Annotated in this window: 15 protein-coding genes; 10 read left to right on the plus strand and 5 right to left on the minus strand. The window is 61.7% G+C overall.

The features are described from left to right. The first annotated feature begins 1,580 nt into the window (after positions 1-1,580). The 4 genes from AACZ17_RS13435 (at position 1,581) to AACZ17_RS13450 (ending at position 7,885) form a co-directional block, all read left to right on the plus strand. A complete protein-coding gene (locus AACZ17_RS13435) occupies positions 1,581-2,354 on the plus strand; it encodes a DUF2726 domain-containing protein (RefSeq protein WP_339638432.1) in 774 nt (257 codons plus the stop codon). 217 nt (positions 2,355-2,571) lie between these two features. Further along, positions 2,572-5,670, plus strand: coding sequence for a DUF3427 domain-containing protein (locus AACZ17_RS13440; RefSeq protein WP_339638434.1), 3,099 nt, complete (start codon positions 2,572-2,574; stop codon positions 5,668-5,670). Positions 5,671-5,756: 86 nt separating this feature from the next. Continuing rightward, positions 5,757-7,382 (plus strand): class I SAM-dependent methyltransferase, encoded by a 1,626-nt coding sequence (locus AACZ17_RS13445; RefSeq protein WP_339638435.1) that lies wholly within the window; start codon positions 5,757-5,759, stop codon positions 7,380-7,382. Between the two features lie 101 nt (positions 7,383-7,483). Beyond that, positions 7,484-7,885, plus strand: coding sequence for a nuclear transport factor 2 family protein (locus tag AACZ17_RS13450; RefSeq protein WP_339638437.1), 402 nt, complete (start codon positions 7,484-7,486; stop codon positions 7,883-7,885). A gap of 8 nt (positions 7,886-7,893) precedes the next feature. Here AACZ17_RS13450 and AACZ17_RS13455 read toward each other — a convergent pair whose 3' ends face one another. Then, positions 7,894-9,006 (minus strand): NAD(P)-dependent alcohol dehydrogenase, encoded by a 1,113-nt coding sequence (locus AACZ17_RS13455; RefSeq protein WP_339638439.1) that lies wholly within the window; start codon positions 9,004-9,006, stop codon positions 7,894-7,896. Positions 9,007-9,148: 142 nt separating this feature from the next. Between AACZ17_RS13455 and AACZ17_RS13460 the strand changes: the two genes are divergently transcribed. Next, positions 9,149-10,273, plus strand: coding sequence for a DUF3524 domain-containing protein (locus AACZ17_RS13460; protein WP_339638441.1), 1,125 nt, complete (start codon positions 9,149-9,151; stop codon positions 10,271-10,273). On the opposite strand, the gene AACZ17_RS13465 is transcribed toward AACZ17_RS13460, so the two are convergent. Then, positions 10,242-10,421, minus strand: a complete 180-nt coding sequence (locus tag AACZ17_RS13465) for a PLDc N-terminal domain-containing protein (protein ID WP_339638443.1) — start codon at positions 10,419-10,421, stop codon at positions 10,242-10,244. The two genes, AACZ17_RS13460 and AACZ17_RS13465, sit on opposite strands and share 32 nt — an antisense overlap. Positions 10,422-10,568: 147 nt before the next feature. Continuing rightward, entirely contained in the window at positions 10,569-12,113 is a 1,545-nt protein-coding gene (locus AACZ17_RS13470; protein ID WP_339638445.1) for a tannase/feruloyl esterase family alpha/beta hydrolase, read from the minus strand. A 281-nt stretch (positions 12,114-12,394) separates the two neighbouring features. Here AACZ17_RS13470 and AACZ17_RS13475 point away from each other — a divergent pair, with 281 nt between their 5' ends. After that, a complete protein-coding gene (locus AACZ17_RS13475; RefSeq protein ID WP_339638446.1) occupies positions 12,395-12,967 on the plus strand; it encodes a heme-binding protein in 573 nt (190 codons plus the stop codon). Here the strand turns inward: AACZ17_RS13475 and AACZ17_RS13480 are convergent. Next, positions 12,964-14,469, minus strand: a complete 1,506-nt coding sequence (locus tag AACZ17_RS13480; protein WP_339638447.1) for a deoxyribodipyrimidine photo-lyase — start codon at positions 14,467-14,469, stop codon at positions 12,964-12,966. The two genes, AACZ17_RS13475 and AACZ17_RS13480, sit on opposite strands and share 4 nt — an antisense overlap. Positions 14,470-14,474: 5 nt before the next feature. Next, positions 14,475-15,404: a LysR family transcriptional regulator gene (locus AACZ17_RS13485; RefSeq protein ID WP_339638449.1), complete on the minus strand. Its 930-nt coding sequence runs from the start codon at positions 15,402-15,404 to the stop codon at positions 14,475-14,477. Positions 15,405-15,524: 120 nt separating this feature from the next. Between AACZ17_RS13485 and AACZ17_RS13490 the strand changes: the two genes are divergently transcribed. From AACZ17_RS13490 to AACZ17_RS13505, 4 genes are all read left to right on the plus strand, one after another. Continuing rightward, the gene (locus AACZ17_RS13490; RefSeq protein ID WP_339638451.1) at positions 15,525-16,370 is read left to right on the plus strand and encodes a DUF6671 family protein; all 846 of its coding nucleotides are present in this window, start codon (positions 15,525-15,527) and stop codon (positions 16,368-16,370) included. A gap of 109 nt (positions 16,371-16,479) precedes the next feature. Next, complete coding sequence (gene ilvD / locus AACZ17_RS13495) at positions 16,480-18,159, plus strand: dihydroxy-acid dehydratase (protein ID WP_339638600.1); 1,680 nt, start codon at positions 16,480-16,482, stop codon at positions 18,157-18,159. 10 nt (positions 18,160-18,169) lie between these two features. Continuing rightward, positions 18,170-18,460: a hypothetical protein gene (locus AACZ17_RS13500; RefSeq protein WP_339638452.1), complete on the plus strand. Its 291-nt coding sequence runs from the start codon at positions 18,170-18,172 to the stop codon at positions 18,458-18,460. Between the two features lie 89 nt (positions 18,461-18,549). Then, the gene (locus AACZ17_RS13505; RefSeq protein ID WP_339638454.1) at positions 18,550-19,851 is read left to right on the plus strand and encodes an MFS transporter; all 1,302 of its coding nucleotides are present in this window, start codon (positions 18,550-18,552) and stop codon (positions 19,849-19,851) included. Positions 19,852-19,864 lie beyond the last annotated feature (13 nt).

Genomic DNA, 19,864 nt, shown 5'->3' on the forward strand with positions numbered 1-19,864 from the left:
GGTTGGGGCATGGCGTATTATCGCAAAATTCCAGACTTATTCAGAGTATCCTTAGGTGGCAAGGTGCAATGCTGAAACTTTTGTCCGGTAATGGCGAAGACGCATAACAAGTCGGTGTTGTCGCCTTCGGCTCGGACGGCCCACTGCGTGGTCCGCCGCAAACCGAGGCGTTAGTAGAGTAGTGATCAGGAGTTGTGGCATGGCCATGGTTATTCTTTTGTACGACTTATCAAGATGACGATAATTGTTACGTATGCCTCATATCCTATCGCCATGCAGGTTTCAGATCGAAGGCTGACATGGCCAGATGGGTCGATAGCAGATGACGATGCGACGAAGTCAATCTTGTGGAATGATGCCTGGATTATAAGCTTCACTGGACTGGCACGAGTCGACGGAAAACCTACACACTTGTGGTTGTCAGAATTGTTGGCCAATAATCACAAAGACTTATCAACGGGATACCTTGATCGAAAAATTGCGTTGCTCGGGAAGATAATTGGTAACCGGATCTGGGCCCAGCCGATAGCACGCAGAAATAAAAAATTAGCCATTATTGGTGTTGGTTGGGGTATGCCGTGGGACGTGGGAGAGCCTGCACCAGAGGGGCTGCGAATCTATGCGTGGCATCTTTCAAATTTTCTAGATAATAATGGAGATGCCACAGACCATGTAAGGCGCTCATTTGATTTCGGAACTTTCCAGGGGCGTCCTCTTCGAAAAACGGAAATGGGCATTTTATCGCATGGTAAAGAAATGGAGCCCCGTGAGTGGAGTCGTTTATGTCGGCTATCCCGCCGTGCTCGCATAAAGACGACCGGCCCTCTCCCAATTGCTAGATTACTTATAGATTCAGTTCAGCGGATGAGAAGCCCGCTTGTGAGTAAGACGGTACTTGTTTCTTCCCTCCCATTGCCCAGCTTAAAAAGAGAATTACTTACTCTGAATAGGCTCCCGAATCTCGAAGTGCCTAGTTTTTGCTATGTAGGCCCCAATAATGAGTGGCGATTGCAACATGGTCCAGCCATAGTCAGCGGCGGGTCAATCACGGAAGCTATTGAAATTAGATATGGAGAGGCATTGGCTTGGCCTGGGTGATAGCGGTATTTACACTACTAACGAGTCATTCCAGTTCGTTTCGGCCCTGACGGGCCTCCACCGGATGGCCTTTTCTCCGCTTCGCTACGCAAAGGCCGCCGCTGAATATCGGCGTTATGTGACGTAACCAGGAGCAAGAAGGTTTATGGATGACGCATTTTCACAGTTCTCAACGACGGTGTACACCGCGATCGTGCTAATCGTCTTGTCGGGATTTTTTAACTATATCGTTTTGGGCCTTATTTGTAGGCGCGCTGGCTTGGGTAGGGAGAGCGTAAAACACATTACTAGCTTGGGTATGTTGATATGCATTTTCGTTTCGATAGAAATTGCTCGTAATGTCAGATAGTGGCTGTGGGCATACGCCTCCTTCGATCGCCGGATCGCCATGTCGGACGCTGAACTAGCACTACTTTGATGGACGTTAAACCTGCGGTTTGCCGCCGATGCAAGCGGCTTCAGGCATTTAGAGGAAGTACTGGATGAATACCTTGCTGCTTGCTGTAAGCATCATTTTTGTAGTGGTCCTCCTCTTGGCGCTTGCCAAGAGCAAGGGTGGATCTCGGGCTTACCCGTATCAGTTATCCAAGTTTCTTCTCTCGAAGGCGGAGCGATCTTTCTATGGGGTCCTCGTACAAGCTGTCGGTGGCTCCGGGATCGTGTTCTCGAAGGTTCGTGTGGCCGATGTAATCTCCCCAAGAAAGGCGCAAAGCCGATCCGATTGGCAGCGTGCGTTCAATGCTATTTCATCAAAGCACTTTGACTTTATCGTGTGCGAACCTACGGATTGCTCAGTCAAGCTGGCTGTTGAATTGGATGATTCGAGTCATGGGTCATCTAAAGCCCAGAAGCGAGATGACCTGCTCAACGGAGCTTGTCAATCAGCCGGCTTGCCGCTTCTCCGGGTCAAAGCGGCAAAGTCATATGTTGTAGCAGAGCTGCAACGTCAAATTACGGGGGCCATGTCACCGCAACCGGTTGTGCCAGCAGAATCAGCGCCTTCTGCAACCCTGAAACTGTCTACACCGTTTGAACAGTCTGAAGACATTAAAGCGCCTACTGAGCCGGGATCTGCCATAGAGCAGGGCCCAGTTCGATTTGAGGCCGAAGATGCAAAAACAGAGTCACAAGCCTGCCCGAAGTGTGGCGAACCAATGGTTCTTCGGAAGGCCAAATCTGGAGCCAATGCAGGTCAAGAATTTTGGGGTTGCAGTGCTTTCCCCAAGTGCCGAACCGTGGTGCCCGCCGGTGCCTAGCAAATCGTTGCAGCGGATGTTTAACCCGCCACGCACTTTTGTTGTCGCAGAAGCACGCATCGCCTCAAATGCTGGCGTACTGTGTCGAGCGGCGCTGTATTCATCTCACAGAGCACGCCGCTTTCGCCTGGGTAGATCCCGGAGGCGGGGAGCAGCTTCAATGGGCTCCTGCAGAGATACCTACCCTTTCACAGCGTAACCAACTGGCGAAATAATAATGAAAGGTTTACAGATAGGCCTCTACGAGCGTTTGTTGGACGAAGAGCTACAAGAGCTTTTGGAGTCCAAGCCAGAGCTGAAAGCGGTTTTGAGGTCAATCGACGATGAGTCGCAACCTTATACCTATTCTCGTTTTCTATTTGATGTCCTTGAACAAGCACTGCGGAAGGAGAAGCCTGGTGGAAGGCGCGCGCTCGTCAATCGAATTGTTCAGCTGGTGTCAGAGACCGATGGGCTGCAATACCTGATCAAGCGGAAGATCCTCGCAAGGAAAGAGCAACTCTTGCTAGAAGTACAGAGCGGCACCCGGAGAAGTGTTCGACCTACGACGCCGCTTTCTACTAGCATTTTGCTCACTGGACAACGCGGGGATCCGCCACTGGAGCATGAGTTGCGTGCGGAGATGGCGACCGCGGATCGGGTCGATATCCTGGTTTCATTTATAAAATGGTCCGGACTGAGATTACTGCGACCCGCATTTGAGTCGTTGGTAGGTTCGGGAGTTCGGGTCAGGATTATTTCCACCAGCTACATGGGTGCTAGCGATCCGGAAGCACTCGAGTGGCTGGCATCCCAGCCCAATATAGAAGTTCGTCTATCATACGACACAGGCGGCACGCGTCTACACGCCAAAGCTTACCAGTTCATCAGGGACACCGGTTTCTCGACGGCTTACATCGGCTCTGCAAACATGTCCCATGCGGCCATGACCAGTGGTTTAGAGTGGACGGTGAAGGTCACAGAGCAGGATATGAAGCACGTTCTGGAGCGTTTTTCAGCAGAATTTGCAAGTTATTGGGACAGCCCAGAGTTTGAGCCGTTTCTCAAAGACGATTTTGCCAGGTTTAGAACGGCTATCGGTCGTGCTCGGGCGAGAGATGCAAGCATTCCGGTGTTCTTTGCTGACATCACTGCCAGACCCTTTCAGGAAAGGGTGTTGGAGGCCCTGTCCGCCGCAAGGGCGAATGGAGAGAATCGAAACCTTGTCGTTGCTGCAACGGGAACCGGTAAGACGGTAATCTCGGCGCTTGATTATCGCCGTTTCGCGGAGGCGTCTGGTGGGCTACCCAATTTGTTGTTCGTCGCACACCGCAAAGAGATTCTCCAGCAGGCGCAGAGTTGTTTCCGAACAGTACTTCGTGACGCCAATTTTGGCGAACTTCTTGTAGACGGCCAGTCGCCACTTGAATGGAAGCATGTATTCGCGTCTGTGCAGAGTCTGACTGCGAGGCAGTCTTGGCAATCCCTTGGCGACAACCATTTCAAATTCGTAGTGATCGACGAAGCGCATCACCTGCCTGCGGGTAGCTACCGCCCCATCATCAACAGCTTGCGTCCCGAGTTACTGTTGGGTCTAACAGCCACACCCGAGCGAATGGACGGAAGCTCGATCCTGTCCGACTTTGGTGGGCGCTATGCTGCAGAGATCAGGCTCCCTGAGGCGTTGGAAGAGCGGCTGCTATGTCCCTTCCATTATTTTGGCGTAACCGACACTGTAGACCTCAGCGAAGAGCGGTTCTGGAGCAATGGGAAATACAACTCTACTGAGTTGGAAGCGGTCTACACGGGAGATGATTTCCGTGCGCGGCAGCGGCTTGATCTGATTCTGAAGGCGCTTGCAAATTACCAACCCGACCTGTCAGACACCAAAGGCATTGGCTTTTGTGCGGGTGTGGTCCATGCGAAATATATGGCGCAAAGTTTTCGCGCCGCTGGGATACCGTCTGAAGTCCTTCTCGGAGACACCCCCTCCGATGTTCGACAACAGCGATTGTGTGATTTTAGGCAGGGAACCACAGTTTTCCTGTTTACGGTTGATGTGTTGAGCGAAGGGGTTGACATTCCGGACATCAACCTCGTCATGTTTCTTCGGCCTACCGAGAGCCTCACCGTATTTCTGCAACAGCTAGGACGCGGTCTTCGTCATGCCCCCGGTAAGGATTGCCTGACCGTTCTCGATTTTGTAGGTCAGACTCACAGACGGTACCGGTTGGATAGGAAGTTTTCCGCGCTGCTCACTGACGGTCGTATGCGGCTGGACAAAGAGGTGGAGCAAGACTTCCCGAGTTTGCCAGCAGGATGCAATATCCAACTGGAGCGAGTTGCCAGAGATGAGGTCCTGAGAAAAATCAGAGCGGTTCTGGATGACCTGAACAGTTTTATTCCAGAGACGATTCGTACCTGGGAATCTGAGTCAGATCAACCCTTGCGGTTTGGATCGTTTATCGAAGAGACCGGCTTGCAGGCCGCCGAAGTTTTGAGGAAGAAGACCTGGTCTGAGTGGAAGGCGGTAGCGTTTCGCGAGTCGCGGCCATCTGATGCCGATATATCAGTGGGTAGAAAAGCGCTATCCAGAATTGCGCTACGGACAGACCCGGTTCTCCTGCAAGCAATTTCAAAAATGCAACATCGAGAGGCCGGAACAGGTATTGATGATGCGAGGGTAGGGGTAGCCCTGCACTATCTTCTCTGGGGAAGAACGGGCACCGAGGTTGGCGTTGCTTCGGTGAATGAGTCCATTGGCAAATGGAGCGCGAATCCCACCCTGGTGAGTGATGCGGCTGAGATCGCGGATTGGCAGCTTTCAAGAGCAAGTACCGTCATGCCTGAAGTTCAACTGCCCTCTGGCCATCGCCTCAGGCTTCACGCGGAATACGGTTCGGCAGAAATCAAGTCCCTTCTGGATTTGGCCACGATAGACGCCTCGGGCTCTACCGGCGTCGGTGCTTTCCACTCCCGGGAGAACAAGTTCTACGTCAACCTAGTTACATTTCAGAAGGAAGAGAAGGATTTCTCTCCGACAACTCGGTACGAGGATTACCCGATTAGTCGAACCAAGCTCCATTGGCAAAGCCAGTCAGGAACGTCTCAGGACAGCGAGCGGGGCAAGGGCTATATCCATTTCAAGGAGAGAGGCTATGCCGTATTGTTTTTCGCGCGCCTCAAGAAGCGGGTAGGACGGGAAACGTCTCCCTTTGTGTTTTTGGGGCCCGTGAGTGAGCTGCTCTCCTACGAAGGTGACAGGCCGATCTCGATGGTCTGGGAACTCGAGTACCCTATGCCTGCTCACTTGTTCGAACATGCCCGTCCTGCGTAGCGCTTGTGATGAACACCAAACCCCCAAACTATTATAGTGCTCGTGCCAAAGCGCTATCTGAGCAGTACCAGGCACTATCCTCCGAAATGGTGCACGGTGGGTGGGCAAAAGGTAACTTACCGGAGTCCCCCGGCTTCGCCTGCGACATAGGCGCCGGCTCCGGCCGCGACGCCAATTGGCTAGCCGAAAAGGGTTGGGACGTCATCGCCGTCGAGCCCAGCCAGGGCATGCGTGAGCTGGCAATACCCAAATCCCACCCCAACGTCACCTGGCTTGACGACTCCCTGCCCGAACTCGCCCGCCTGCGCGCCCTCGGCCACCGTTTCGACCTGGTGCTGCTTAGTGCCGTCTGGATGCATGTGGCGCCGGGCCAGCGCGAGCGGGCCTTCCGTATCCTAACGGAGTTGCTGAAGCCCGGCGGAACGCTGGTGATCACCTTGCGCCATGGCAGCGATGAGCAGGAGAACCGGGAGCGCGGTTTTCATCCGGTCTCCGCCGCCGAGCTCGCGGTCTTCGCCCAGCGCCGGGCGGTGGTGATGAAGGACCCCGTGCGGCAGCCGGACCAGACCCGCGCCCACGTGGAGTGGGAAACGGTGGTGTTCACCATCCCGGATGATGGCACGGGCAGTTTGCCGCTGCTGCGCCACATCATCGTCAACGACAACAAGTCGGCGTCCTACAAGCTGGGGCTGCTGCGGGTGCTCACCCGGATTGCCGAGAGTGCTCCGGGCGTGGTCATGCGGCGCTCGGATGGCTGGGTAGACATTCCCCTTGGGATCGTCGGCCTCTATTGGCTGAAGCAGTACAAGCCGCTGCTGATCAATCACCAGCTGCGCGAACGGCCCGAGTCAGGGCAGGGTTATGGTTTCGCGAAGGATGCCTTCTGGAGGCTGGCGCAGGTATCTCCCTACGACCTGCGGGTGGGCGGCCATTTGGCGGCCGACCAAGCCGCCATCGTCACCCAGGCCATCCGCGATGCCTGCGCCAATATCACTAAAATGCCCGCGCACTATATTTCGTGGCCCGGTCGGGCTGACCCCGTATTTGAATTCGAACGGCGCGGGTTTCGTTTCCAGCCACAACCGCTGGTGGTTTCCCCGGAGTACCTGGCGCGGTTCGGCGTGTTCCGTATTCCCGCCGCGATCTGGCAGACCCTGGGGCAGTACGCCTGCTGGCTGGAGCCCGCCATCCTGCGCGAGTGGGCGGCCCTGCACAGTCAGTGGAATGTGAGTGACCCTCGCGCCGGCGACCAGCAGGTCTTTGCCTGGGAGGAGGGGAGGCGCGATACCAGCCTCGCCGCCGGTCGCGTGCTGGACCTGCGCCAGCAGGGTGTGGACGTTCCCTGCGTGTGGAGCGCCCGCCATGTGCGTGAGGCGAACAGGCTGCACATCGACCACTGCTTTCCCTGGTCGCGCTGGTTCAACAACGACCTGTGGAACCTGTTGCCGGCCCGCCGCGACATCAACCTGGCCAAGGGCGACAAGCTGCCCTCCGCGCAGGCGCTGTCTTCGGCACATGAGCGCATTCTGGATTGGTGGAACCACGCCTGGCTGGGGTCGCCCCACCGGGAGCGTTTTCTGCTGGAGGCCAGCGTGTCCCTGCCCACCCTGGTCGAGCAGCCTAATCCTACGGCCATCTATCAGGCCATGCTGCACCAGCGGGCGCGCCTGAAGGCGGATCAGCAGTTGACGGAGTGGACGTTTGGGCGGTAGGTGCTCAGGGCTGCCCCACGGTACCGCATCGCATCGCGGTAGTAGTACAGTAATGCAGCGCGGTTCGCGGCCACGAAAAAAATGCACCTAGGAGCCACCCCATGCCCACCAAAGAACAGATCGACCACGCCATCAACGAACATTTTGACGCCTGGAACGCACAGGATCAGGCGCGCTGGTCAGCGAATTTTTCTGAGGACATCGTGTTTGAAGACCCCTACGGCGGCCTGCTCAAAGAAGGCCCGCTGGCGGTGCAGCAGAGCTGGGAAAACAGCTTCAAGAATGGCGACGTCTGGACGCTGGAGTGCCTGCTCAAGCAGGTCTGCCTGGATCAGGCGGCGCTGGTGGTGCGCTCCACCGGCACCGTCAATGGCAAGCCGGTGGTGGTGGAAGGCATCGAGATTTACACCGTGGACGACGCTGGCAAAGTGTGCCACATACGGACGTACTTCAATCCCCCGGAGGGCATGGAGCTGGACCCGTATTTTTCGCACCAGAGCTGAAAGCGGCGCTAGGGCACCACACTCACCACCACCTTCCCGCGCGTGCGGCCCCGTTCCAGGTAGCGGATCGCCTCGGGCACTTCCGCCAGGGTGAACCGTTGATCGATCACGGGCGTGAGTTGCCCGGCGTCCGCATAGCGGGCCAGAGCCCTTAGGTCCTCAGCGGTGGTCATTGCCAATAGTGACTCCAGCCGCTGGGAAACAAAGGGCGAGCGCACCACGGCGTGTAACGGCCGCGCCAGCGGGCCCCACCAGGGGTCTATCTTCATGGAGCCGACCAGCACCAGCACGCCATCCGGCTCGGTGACACCCAGTATGTCCGAGATGGCATGGTTGCCGACCATATCGATAATGGCGTGGTAGCGGGTGTCGCCTTCGGTGTAGTTCTGCTGCGTGTAGTCGATTACCCGGTCTGCACCCAGCGCGCGCACGAGCTCCGCATTGCGGCCGCTGCACACCGCCGTCACGGTGGCGCCCATGGCCTTGGCCAGTTGCACGGCATAGCTGCCCACGCCGCCGGACGCGCCGTTGATCAGCACGTGTTGGCCGGGCTGCACCTGCGCCTTGTCGCGCAGCGCCTGCAGGGCAGTGATCGCCGCCACGGGCAGCGCGGCGGCCTGCTCGAAGCTGAGGTTGGCCGGTTTCAGGGCCATGCCACCGGTTTCGCTGCGCACCACATACTCGGCGAAGGCGCCGTTGGCCACACCGAACACGGCATCGCCCGGCTCGAACCGTGTCACACCCGAGCCGACGGCTTCCACCACGCCAGCGAAGTCTGCGCCCATGCGTGGCGACTGCGGCGCATTCAGGCCGTTGACCAGGCGCAGCAGGTAGGGTGTGCCATGCAGGAAGTGCTTGTCGAGGGGGTTGACCGAGGCGGCATGCACCCGCACCAGCACGTCGCTCTCTGCCAGCTCGGGCTTCGCCACGGTCTCCACGGTGATGATGTCCGCATCGCCGTAGCAACGCTGCATGACAGCCGTGAAGCTTGAAGCGCCGTCTGCCGCTGGGGGCGGTGGCTCGCAGGCGGCGTTGTAGCTGACGACCAGTGCCAGCGCGCCCACGGCCAGCACCACGGTGGCAATGAGCCCCGCCAGTATTTTGGCAAAAAGTCGATACACGGTGTGTCCCCCGGCCGATGGTCAAACGTGTACTGTCTACGGGGCGGAGTTCTGCTGCAAGGTTTTTGCGATGAATGGGGTGTGTGGGGCGGTAAGCTGCCGTTTGCAAAGCATGACAAGTCTCCTGCGGGTGTGATACATCATGGCCATGCATCGATCGTCATATTCCGCCGTCTCGGGCTCGTCGCCCTGTGCGTGGTTACTCTCCGCCTACCGTGCCGACAGCCACGCTGCCTGGGCAGACTGGCTGCTGGGCTCGCAGCCACAGTTCAATTGGCAGCGGCTGGAGCTGCCGGGTCGGCACTTCGCCTGGCGTATTCGCGGCAATCCGCTGTCCTGGCTGGCGGCCCTGCCACCGCAACAGCCGGACCTGATTTTGGCCACCTCGATGGTGGACCTCGCCACCCTCAAGGGCCTGCACCCGCGTCTGGCGGCGGTGCCCACGCTTTATTACTTCCACGAAAACCAGTTTGCCTACCCGCTCAGCAGCCGCCAGCGCCACTGGCTTGAGCCGCAGATGGTGCAGTTGTATGGCGGTCTGGCGGCCAGCCGGCTGGTGTTCAACTCCGCCTTCAATCGCGACAGTTACCTGCACGGCGTGCAGCAGCTACTGGAGCAGATGCCTGATGCGGTACCTGCCGGCATTGCCGACCAGCTGGCGCAGAAGAGTGGTGTGTGCCCGGTACCCGTAGACCCGGTGCCGCCGGCGGCGGAGCGCGACGGACAGTTGATTCTCTGGAATCACCGCTGGGAACACGACAAGGCGCCGGAGCTGTTCACCGAGGCGATGATTGCCCTGGCAGGGCAGGGTGTGGCATTCCGGCTCGCCTTGCTCGGCAAGCGCCCTTCGCGGGTGCCGCCGGCGTTGGCGCGCTTGCGCGAGGCCCTGCCGGAACGGATTGTTGCGGATGGTCAGCTGCCTGCGGATGCGTACCGTGCGCTGCTCGGTAAGGCGGCCATTGCGGTGAGCACGGCCCGCCACGAGTTCCAGGGGCTGGCGATGCTGGAGGCGGCGAGTGCGGGCGCCAGGCCGCTGGTGCCCGATGCGCTGTGTTATCCGGAACAGTACCCAACGGCCTGCCGTTACCCGCCGGGGGATGTGGGCGCGCTGGTGTCACGGCTGCGGGACTGGCTGTCCGGTGGGCTGCCACCGCCGGTGGATGTGAGCCCCTGGTATGCCCAGCACCTCTGGCCGGTGTGGGCCGAAATGCTGGCCAATACGCAGACGGTGATCGCTAACCCTTCGGCCCCATCAGCGCCCAGATAATCAGCCCCACCAGGGGCGCCAGTAACAGCAGCAGAATCCACAGCACTTTCGCCAGGCCTCCGGCAGAGCTTTTCGCCACCTTGATCACGGCCCAGATAACAATCACCAGCCAGATCAGCCCGAGCAGGCCACCTACTTCTACACCCATAACAACCTCCTTGATGAGGGTGGGGCGGCATCGGTGTGCGCCGTCCCGCGCCCTATGCGCTTCACTCTACGGAAAACACGCGCCCATAGCCACGTGCAAATCCGCCTTGCGGGTTGGCCAGTCACTGCGATGGAGTGCGCGTATTCGTTACTCGCCGCAGCGGTAGCTTGCGGCATCATCCAGCGGCCCGTGCCCGTCATGGATGGCGCGCAGGGGATAGGGGCACAGCAGCGCCGTTGCCGTGGCCGCCGCAGGGTCCAGCGTGTCGCGGGCCACAATCTGTGCGGGTGGCTCAGCCTGCTCTACCCAGGCATCCAGGGCCTGCAGCGGGTCGAACAGGTCCGGTGCGAGGCCGGGCGCTTCCCAGCAATGCCCGTGGCCCGGCACCATGAACAGGCGGGCGTGGTCAGCCAGCGCCTCGGCGCCGCCGTTTTCCGCGGCCGCGTCGTTGAAATAGCGGATGGTGCGCTGCGGCAGAATCAGCGGGTCTGCCCAGCCGTGCCAGATGAGCAGCCGCGTGCCTGCGGCGCGTAGTCCAGAGAGATCCACGTTGGTGGCATTGGCGCGCTGTGCCAGTGGCGAGGCCGCCATGGCCGCCGCTTCCGCCACCACGTCAATGCTCGCCGGGTTCACGTGCTGGCCTGCGGGCACATTGCGGTAGATGTCGAGGAAACCCTGGGAGGCGTCTCTGCCCCAGGCGGGTTGGCCGTCACGGCCGGTAATCCAGAACGGCCACAGGTGCTCGGAGCCCGGCGGCAGGCCGGGAAACAGCTGCGTATCGCCGTCGTGCGCGCCGCGATACAGCGCGGCAACTTGTTGCAACTGCTCCGCGCTCAGGCAGCCGCTGTCGGTATTGGCTGTGCAGCGCAGCGCGCTGAGGTCGGGATGGCATCGCTCCGGTGTGGCGATCAGCCCGTCTTCCAGGCCGTCCAGCGCATCGCAGGCCTCGCGTACATGGGTGGCCAGGCGATCGATGTGTGCGGGGGTGAACCGGGGCTCACCATCGGGGGTCCAGGCCTGCTGGATCATCCACGCGCCCTGCACACCGGCATTGCCGGACAGGTCCAGAATCGGGCCGCCCGCGGCGATGCCGTCAAACAGCTCGGGATAGCGCTGCGCTGCTACCAGGCCCAGCCGGCCCCCGTTGGAACAGCCGGAGAAGTAGCGCCGTTTCGGGGCCTGCGCATAGTAGGCCTGAATCACCTCGGTGCTCAGGGTGGCCAGCGTCGGCAACACGGCCTCGGCCCACAGCGCAACGGCCTGGTCATCGCCACTGCGCGCCCAGTCGGTGTCCGAGGTCGGGGCCTGGTGGCCGCTGTCGTGGGCCATGGCGGCATAGCCCTGCTTCAGGGCTTCGTTGATGCTGTTGGAATAGCCCGGCTTGTCGGGCAGCAACTGGCCGCAGAAACCGCCGCAGCCGGCGAGCACGAATTTACCGTTCCAGTCTGCGCGAGGTGGCAGGCGCATTTCGAAGCCCACTTTACCGGCGGCCTGGCCGCGCACCCTGCAGAACGCTGGCAGGTCGCCCGCGGGCATCAGTTGGGGCGTTTCCGTGAGGGTGACGCCTGCGGTGGCAGCCAGCGCCGGTTGCAGCGCGGCGCAGTTTGCGTTGTCGTTATTGGCGGCGAACGCCACCTGCGCCATGAAGAGTGTGCCGATGAGGCCGCCCAGCCGTTGCCAGTCGCTCGACATTGCAATCTCCCCCCAGTCAGTCCAGAGTTTCCACTCGCCGCGGCCGTGCCTGCAGGGAGCGACCCATGCCCATACCGGCCGACAGACTTATCAGGGTATCGCGGCCGAAGGGCCCTTTACCTTACGCATTTTCGGAGCGCGTATCCATGCCAATGGCCTTGCCCCCACTCTACACTGTCACCCCTGCAGGGGTTGGGAGAATCACCCTGCGCTCACTGAAGCGCATGTGCAGGCCGTTCGCTGTGGGCGCGTTCCTTACGCTGGCGGGGATGGGGAATGCTATGGCCGTTGAAGAAGCGGAATACGCCGTTGTGCAGGCGGATGAGCCCTTTGAGCTGCGCCACTATGCGCCGCATATTCTGGCCGAAACCGTCGTCGAGGGCGATTTTGAGGGCGCGGGCAGCAAGGCCTTTCGCCGGCTGTTTGACTATATATCGGGCAGCAACACATCGCGTGAAAGCCTCGACATGACATCACCCGTCGGCCAGCAGGCGGGCAGCGAGAAGATCGACATGACCTCGCCGGTCGGGCAGCAGCGGGTGGATGGCCGCTGGGTGGTGAGTTTCATGATGCCCGCGTCCTACTCCCTGGAGACGCTTCCGCAGCCGGATGATCCGGCCGTTACCCTGCGCCAGGTGCCCGCGCAGTTCATGGCCGCGGTGCGCTATTCAGGCTTCTGGTCGAAAGAGCGCTACCAGCAGCACCGGGAAAAACTGGCCGCATGGATTGCCGAGCAGTCCCTGACGGTGGTGGGTGAGCCGGTTTGGGCCCGCTACGACCCGCCGTTCATGCCGTGGTTCATGCGGCGCAATGAGATTCTGGTGCCCGTTCTCGAGCCCTCCGGCGACCGCTAGCGGCGTCGAGCGTGCCGGCCTTTGCCGCGCTCGATGTGCCGCCCCAGTATCCGCTCCGCCTCCTGCATCACCAGCGGGTCATCGCGCAGGGCCCAGAGCTGCTCCCGTGCCCGCCGGTGGGCAGCCTGCAGGTCGACGATGGGTGCCGGGTAGTCAAGGTCCAGCCCCAGCCAGGCCGATTCCATCGGCGCGATCGCCCAGGGCCGGTGAATCAGCGGTGCCTGCAGCGCACGCAACTCGGGCAGCCACTGGCGCAGGAACTGTCCGTCGGCATCGTGCTCCATGGATTGCTTGACCGGGTTGTAGATGCGCACGGTATTCATGCCCGTGACACCCGCCTGCATCTGGAACTGCGGGTAGTGAATGCCGGGCTCGAAGTCCAGAAACAGGCGGGCGAGGTGCGTGGTACCCAGCCGCCAGTCCTGCCACAGGTGGTGGGTGAGAAAACTCACCAGCATGGCGCGCCAGCGAAAGTTCAGGTAACCGGTTGCGTGCAGGCAGCGCATGGCGGCATCCACGGCGGGAAAGCCGGTTGCGCCCGCTGCCCAGGCGTCGACATGTGCCTGGTTGCGTGGGCGCTCGAGCCGGGCGTAGCCGCGGTTCAGGTCGCGAAACTGCATCTCGCATTCCATCTCGAATTTCTGGATGAAATGGCAGTGCCAGTAGAGCCGTGACTCGAAGGCCGCCAGCGACCGCTGTGGGCCACCGCGGGCGCGCGCCTGCTGTAGCGCCTGCCAGAGCTGGCGCATGCTCAGGTTGCCCCAGGCGAGGTAGGGCGAGAGCCGTGAGCAGTGGTCGCGGCTGGCAACGGGGCTGGACAGGCTGGAGGCGTAACGCGTGTGGCGCTGTGAGAGAAAACTCTGCAACCAGCCCTGGGCTTCGCTTTCACCGCCGCGCTGGAACGCCGACTCGTCGGCAAGCCAGGCGGGGTCGACGCGCCCGCGTGCGCGCAGGGCTTCGCTACGTCCACCCGCGCGCAGCAGGGCGGGGCGCGCGCTCTGCAGCGGCGGCGTCGCGAGCGGCTGTTGCATGCTTTGTTGCCAGGCGGCGGCCCAGCCCTGCCGGTTGCGCCGCCCGCGCTGCACACCGTTACTCGGCGACTCCAGCCAGGGTACGCCTGCCGCCCTGCAGAAATCGGCCACGGCGCGATCCCTGTCATAGGTGATGGCCAGGCCGGTTTCTTCGTGGCTGTGCAGCGAGCCGAGGCCCACGTCCTGCTGCAGGGCCTGCAACAGCGGCAGCATTTCGCTGAGAAAGACATGAACGCGGGTGCCCAGGGGTTTCAGGCGCCGGTTCATGTCCCGCAGTGACTGGGTGACAAAGCGCCAGTGGCGCGTGGCGTAGTGCGGGTCCGCAAGCAGGGAGGGCTCGAAGCAGTAGATCAGCAGCAGCGGCCGGCCGCTGGCGATCGCTTCGCAGAGGGGTGCGTGGTCGCTCAGGCGCAGGTCGCGTTTGAACCAGACCACCGCGGGTGCCGTGCCCGTATCGCCGTGCCCAGCCACGTGGCTCAGCGTGTCCGCTTGCGGGCCTTGTCCCGCCGTGGTGTTTCCGGGGGGCTGTTCTGGTAGCGTTCCAGCAGGGTTTTCAGCGCCACCAGCTCGAAATGGCGTTTCGCGGTGATGGCGTAGAAGCGCTCGACAACCGTGTCCAGCACGCAGTAGCGCTGCAGCCTGCCGGACTCCAGTTCATCCTGCACCACCACCTCCGGTACCACGGCGAGCCCGCCGGAGTCGCGGGCCAGCAGGCGCAGCATGGCCATGTCCTCCACCTCGGCGTAGGGGTCCACCTCAACCCCGTGCTGTTCGCAGAGCAGGTCGAACTGGTTGCGGATCTCGCTGTTGGGGCCGGGCAACAGCAGTGGCAGGGTGCCGAGATTCTGCGGGAAGCGGAAGGTTTTCGCCGCTTTGCCCGGTGGGCCGACAATGCACACACTCTGTTCGGCAATCTGCTGGCAGCGCCAGGGTGTGGAGGTGTCTGCGGCCACGGCGCGGTTGGAGAGGATCAGGTCCAGTCTGTGCACGCGCAGCTGCTCCAGCAATTCCTCCAGGCTGGCTGAACGGATGACCAGCTTGATCTTCGCCTCGCCAATCACCGGCCGCAGGAAGTTCTCCTGGAAGTTGCGCGACAGGGTGGCCACTGACCCGATGCGCAGCCGCTGCAGGCGCTGCAATTCGCCGCTCTCGGTGAGGGCCAGCAGTTCGCTGCCCAGGTTGAAAATGCTCTCGGCGTACTCCAGCACCAGATGGCCCACTTCCGTCAGGCGCAGGGAGCGACCATCGCGGCTGAACAACTCGTGGCCGAGCTGTTCCTGCAGCTGCTTGATCTGTGACGACAGGGCGGACTGTGATACGTGCAATTGCTGCGCCGCTCGCGTCAGGTGGCCCTCCTTGGCGACCACCCAGAAGTAGTACAGGTGGTGAAAGTTCAGCTGGCGCATAAAAAGTTCTCGAAAAAAGAACGATATTATCGAAAGTAACTGTTATACAAAATCCAGTCATGACCGCAGTATGGCGCGGTCGCAGCTGCCTGCCTGGGATACTATACGGTCTGTTCTGGAATGATGGATGATATGCGCGCACTCGCCGACCGCCCGATTGCCCTGCTCACCCGCCACGCCAAAGGCGACCTGGTGGCGCCACCGCTGGCGGCGTTGGGCTTTGTGCTGACGGTCACCGATGCCTTCGACACCGACCAGCTGGGCACCTTTTCCGGTGAAGTTGAGCGCAGCCTGAGCCCCCTGGACTGCGCGCGGCACAAGGCCCGGCTGGCCTGTGAAATCACCGGCCTCGACCTGGGCCTGGGCAGTGAGGGCAGCTTCGGCGGCGGCCCCATGGCGGGCCTGGTGAACTGGGACGAAGAGCTCCTGGTGCTCTGGGACCGTCAATCCGGCCAGGAAATTGTGGCGCGGGCCGCGGGCCCGGTGCGGGTCGCGCCTGTCACCTGGGTCTCCGAGCAGCGGCTTGCGCAACAGTTGGCAGCCCACGGTGACGAGCAGGGCTGGATCGTTCGCCATCCGGGGGGCGTGAGCAAGGGGTTGCGCGGCGCGGCGGCTGTATTGCAGGCCCTGCGTGATACGGTGTCGCCGCAAAGGGCGGGCGGCGATCTGGACAGGCTGTTGATTGAGCCGGATCTCAGGGCCATGCATTGCCCTGAGCGCCAGGCCTATATCCGTCAGGCGGCCGAGCAGCTCGCCCGGCGCCTGCGAACGCTGTGCCCCGCCTGTGCCGCCCTGGACTTCTGGGCAGACCGTTTCGAACCGGGGTTGCCCTGTGCCGAGTGCGCCGCGCCGACCTCGCTGCCGCTCACTGTCATACGCCGCTGCAGCGTCTGCCGGCACGAGCAGCGTGAGCCCCCGCCACAGGAAACCGCTGACCCGCAGCATTGCGGCTGGTGCAACCCCTGATGACCGGCTCGGCAGTGGCGCCTCAGTCGGCGCCGGTGTGCTGCGCCCGGTGTGCCAAGCCAGTTCAGTGCCCGCAGCGTATACTCAACCAGCAAAACCGGAGGACAGCATCACCGTGAAAGACAAACGCAGCCACTCGTCCCTTGTTGTGGATGGCATCGAGAAAGCCCCGGCCCGCGCCATGCTGCGCGCGGTGGGCTTCACCGACGAGGATTTCCACAAGCCGCAAATCGGCATCGCATCCACCTGGAGCATGGTCACCCCCTGCAACATGCACATCAACGCGCTGGCAGACGAGGCCTGTGCGGGTGCCGATGAGGCCGGCGGCAAGGGTGTGGTGTTCAATACCATCACCATTTCCGACGGCATTGCCAATGGCACCGAGGGCATGAAGTACTCGCTGGTGTCGCGGGAGATCATTGCGGACTCCATCGAAGCCGTGGCCGGCTGCCAGGGCTTTGACGGCCTGGTGGCTGTGGGGGGCTGTGACAAGAACATGCCGGGCTGCATGATCGGCATTGCGCGGCTCAACCGTCCCGCGGTGTTTGTCTACGGCGGCACCATCCAGCCCGGCGCCAACCACACCGACATTATTTCGGTGTTCGAGGCGGTGGGACAGCACGCGCGGGGTGACCTGAACCTGCTGCAGGTGAAGCAGATTGAGGAGACCGCCATCCCGGGCCCCGGCTCCTGTGGCGGTATGTACACGGCAAACACCATGGCGTCGGCAATCGAGGCCCTGGGCATGAGCCTGCCCAACAGCTCCGCACAGGAGGCGGTGTCCCGCTCCAAGGCGGAGGACTGCCGGCAGGCGGGGGCAGCGGTACTCGCGCTTCTGGAGCGCGACATCAAGCCCTCCGACATCATGACCCGGGAGGCGTTCGAAAATGCCATCGCCACGGTCATTGCCCTCGGTGGCTCCACCAACGCCGTGCTGCACCTGCTGGCCATGGCCCACGCAGTACAGGTGGAGCTGACGCTGGATGATTTTGTCCGCGTCGGCGCAAAAGTCCCGGTGCTGGCGGACCTGCGTCCCAGCGGCAAGTACATGATGTCGGAGCTGATTGCCATTGGCGGCATCCAGCCGCTGATGAAAATGCTGCTGGATCGGGGTTTGCTGCACGGCGACTGCCTCACGGTCACGGGTAAAACCCTCGCCGAGAATCTGGCAGACGTGGCACCGTACCCCGAGTCGCAGGACATCATCCGCGCCTTCGACAACCCCATCAAGCGCGACAGCCACCTGATGATCCTGCGCGGCAACCTTGCCCCGGAGGGTTCGGTGGCGAAGATTACCGGCAAGGAAGGCCTGCGCTTCCAGGGCAGGGCGCGCGTGTTCCACTCGGAAGAGGAATCCCTGCAGGCCATTCTCGACGGCCGCGTGGTGAAGGGTGATGTGGTGGTGATTCGCTACGAAGGGCCCCGCGGCGGCCCTGGCATGCGGGAGATGCTGAGCCCCACATCGGCCCTGATGGGCAAGGGTCTCGGCGCCGATGTGGCGCTGATCACCGACGGTCGCTTCTCCGGTGGTAGTCACGGCTTTGTGGTGGGGCACATCACGCCGGAGGCGAGTGAAGGGGGGCCGCTGGCGATCGTCGAGGATGGCGATGAGATTGTCATCGATGCGGAAGCGGCGCGGATCGACGTTACCCTGTGCGCGGAAGAAATCGCCGCGCGACTCGCGCGCTGGCAGCCGCCGGCACCGCGCTACACCCGCGGCCTGCTGGCCAAGTTCGCGAAAACCGTGGCCTCCGCATCGGAAGGCGCGGTCACCGACAAATACCTGTAAGGACTTCAGCATGACAGACGAGTTGGATGCTCAACGGTTCCGATTGATCAGCGGCGTGTTCTACCCGGACGAGGCCAATCAACTGTTGATGACGCTGATTGAGGACAAGATCAGTTTTCACCAGCGCAATAACTGGAGCCGGCGTGAACGGTTCGGTGAGACCGATGCCGCCGGCGTCAAGCGCATCAACGAACTGCGCCAGACCAAGGCCGACCTCGCGGCACTGGTCGAGGCCGCCGAGGCTGCGGGAATGAAACTCAGTATCAGCGGCAACATCGATATCACGTTGACACCCAAATAGGGCGGCGCGGGCGCGGGCAGTCACCTCACCGCTTGCACCCCGGGCGATAGACACATAGTCTGTCGGACAATAAGAAAAGGAGCCCCGACGTGGCTGAAGCACCGCCCGCTACCGGCGTTGCGTCCTCGCTGTTTTCAGCGGGTACGCGACGCTACGTGCTGACCATCCTGGTCATCGCCTACACTTTCAATTTCATTGACCGCCAGATTCTCGGGATACTGGTGGAGCCCATCCGCCTGGAACTGGGCGTCAGCGATACCGCCATGGGCCTGCTCACGGGCCTTGGGTTCGCGGTGTTCTATACCCTCATGGGTATTCCCATAGCCCGCTACGCGGACCGCGCCAACCGCCGCAACCTGATTGCCGCCGCGGTGGGTATCTGGAGCGTGTTCACCGCGGCCCAGGGCCTGGCGCAGAATTACTGGCAACTGCTGGTCTATCGCATTGGCGTCGGGGTCGGGGAGGCCGGGTGCTCGCCGCCTGCGCATTCCATGCTGGCGGATTACTACCCCGCCAATGAGCGGGCCACGGCACTGGGTATTTATTCGCTGGGGATTCCGATCGGCATCCTGTTCGGGTTTTTCGTTGGCGGCTGGATGAACGAGTGGTTCGGCTGGCGTGTGGCGTTTTTCGTGGTGGGCATTCCGGGCATTGTACTGGCGCTGGTGATTCGCTTCACCGTGCGTGAGCCGGACCGCGGCATGTCGGAAACCCGGGTGACCGCGCCCGGGCAGCAGCCCGCGATCGGTACCGTGTTTCGCTACCTGCTGGCGCGCCGCTCCTTTGTGCACATGGCGCTCGGCGGCGGCATCACCGCCTTTGTCGGCTACGGACTGATTTCCTGGTCCGCCGCTTTCCTGGCGCGCTCCCACGGCATGTCTTCGGGTGAGATCGGTACCTGGCTGGGCCTGATATTCGGCATTCCCGGCGGTATCGGGATCGTGCTGGGCGGGCGGCTCGCAGACCACTTCGGCGCCCGCGATGCGCGCTGGTATCTGTGGATCGTCGCGGTGGCCCTGCTGATTTCGGTGCCCGCCGGGGTGTTCGTGTTTGTGCTGGATGATATTCGCGCGGTGCTGCTGTTGATGGTGCTGCCGGTGATGCTGGGCAACTTCTACCAGGCCACCACCTTCGCCCAGACCCAGACCCTGGTGGGCCTGCGCATGCGCAGCGTGGCCTCGGCCATTCTGCTGTTTGTGATCAATATCATCGGGCTGGCGCTGGGCCCGTCGGTGGTCGGGCTGATCAGCGACCTGCTGGCCGCGGACTACGGGGTGCACTCACTGCGCTGGGCGCTGTTGATCTGCTCGCTGGCCAATGTCTGGGCGGCCTGGCATTACTGGCGCGCCGGTGCGGCCTTCCCCGGTGACCTGGAACGCGTTCAGGACTGACGGCGCAGCGCGC

The organism is uncultured Haliea sp. (assembly GCF_963973825.1).
Taxonomy (GTDB): Bacteria; Pseudomonadota; Gammaproteobacteria; order Pseudomonadales; family Halieaceae; genus Haliea.

Excerpts from the sequence above, each read along its gene's own strand:
- AACZ17_RS13445 (WP_339638435.1), top strand. The coding sequence starts at position 5,757 with ATGGTGCACGGTGGGTGGGCAAAAGGTAACTTACCGGAGTCCCCCGGC.
- AACZ17_RS13500 (WP_339638452.1), top strand. The coding sequence starts at position 18,170 with ATGACAGACGAGTTGGATGCTCAACGGTTCCGATTGATCAGCGGCGTG.
- AACZ17_RS13465 (WP_339638443.1), bottom strand. The coding sequence starts at position 10,421 with ATGGGTGTAGAAGTAGGTGGCCTGCTCGGGCTGATCTGGCTGGTGATT.
- AACZ17_RS13475 (WP_339638446.1), top strand. The coding sequence starts at position 12,395 with ATGGCCGTTGAAGAAGCGGAATACGCCGTTGTGCAGGCGGATGAGCCC.
- AACZ17_RS13490 (WP_339638451.1), top strand. The coding sequence starts at position 15,525 with ATGATGGATGATATGCGCGCACTCGCCGACCGCCCGATTGCCCTGCTC.
- AACZ17_RS13460 (WP_339638441.1), top strand. The coding sequence starts at position 9,149 with ATGGCCATGCATCGATCGTCATATTCCGCCGTCTCGGGCTCGTCGCCC.
- AACZ17_RS13435 (WP_339638432.1), top strand. The coding sequence starts at position 1,581 with ATGAATACCTTGCTGCTTGCTGTAAGCATCATTTTTGTAGTGGTCCTC.
- AACZ17_RS13470 (WP_339638445.1), bottom strand. The coding sequence starts at position 12,113 with ATGTCGAGCGACTGGCAACGGCTGGGCGGCCTCATCGGCACACTCTTC.
- AACZ17_RS13450 (WP_339638437.1), top strand. The coding sequence starts at position 7,484 with ATGCCCACCAAAGAACAGATCGACCACGCCATCAACGAACATTTTGAC.
- AACZ17_RS13485 (WP_339638449.1), bottom strand. The coding sequence starts at position 15,404 with ATGCGCCAGCTGAACTTTCACCACCTGTACTACTTCTGGGTGGTCGCC.
- AACZ17_RS13440 (WP_339638434.1), top strand. The coding sequence starts at position 2,572 with ATGAAAGGTTTACAGATAGGCCTCTACGAGCGTTTGTTGGACGAAGAG.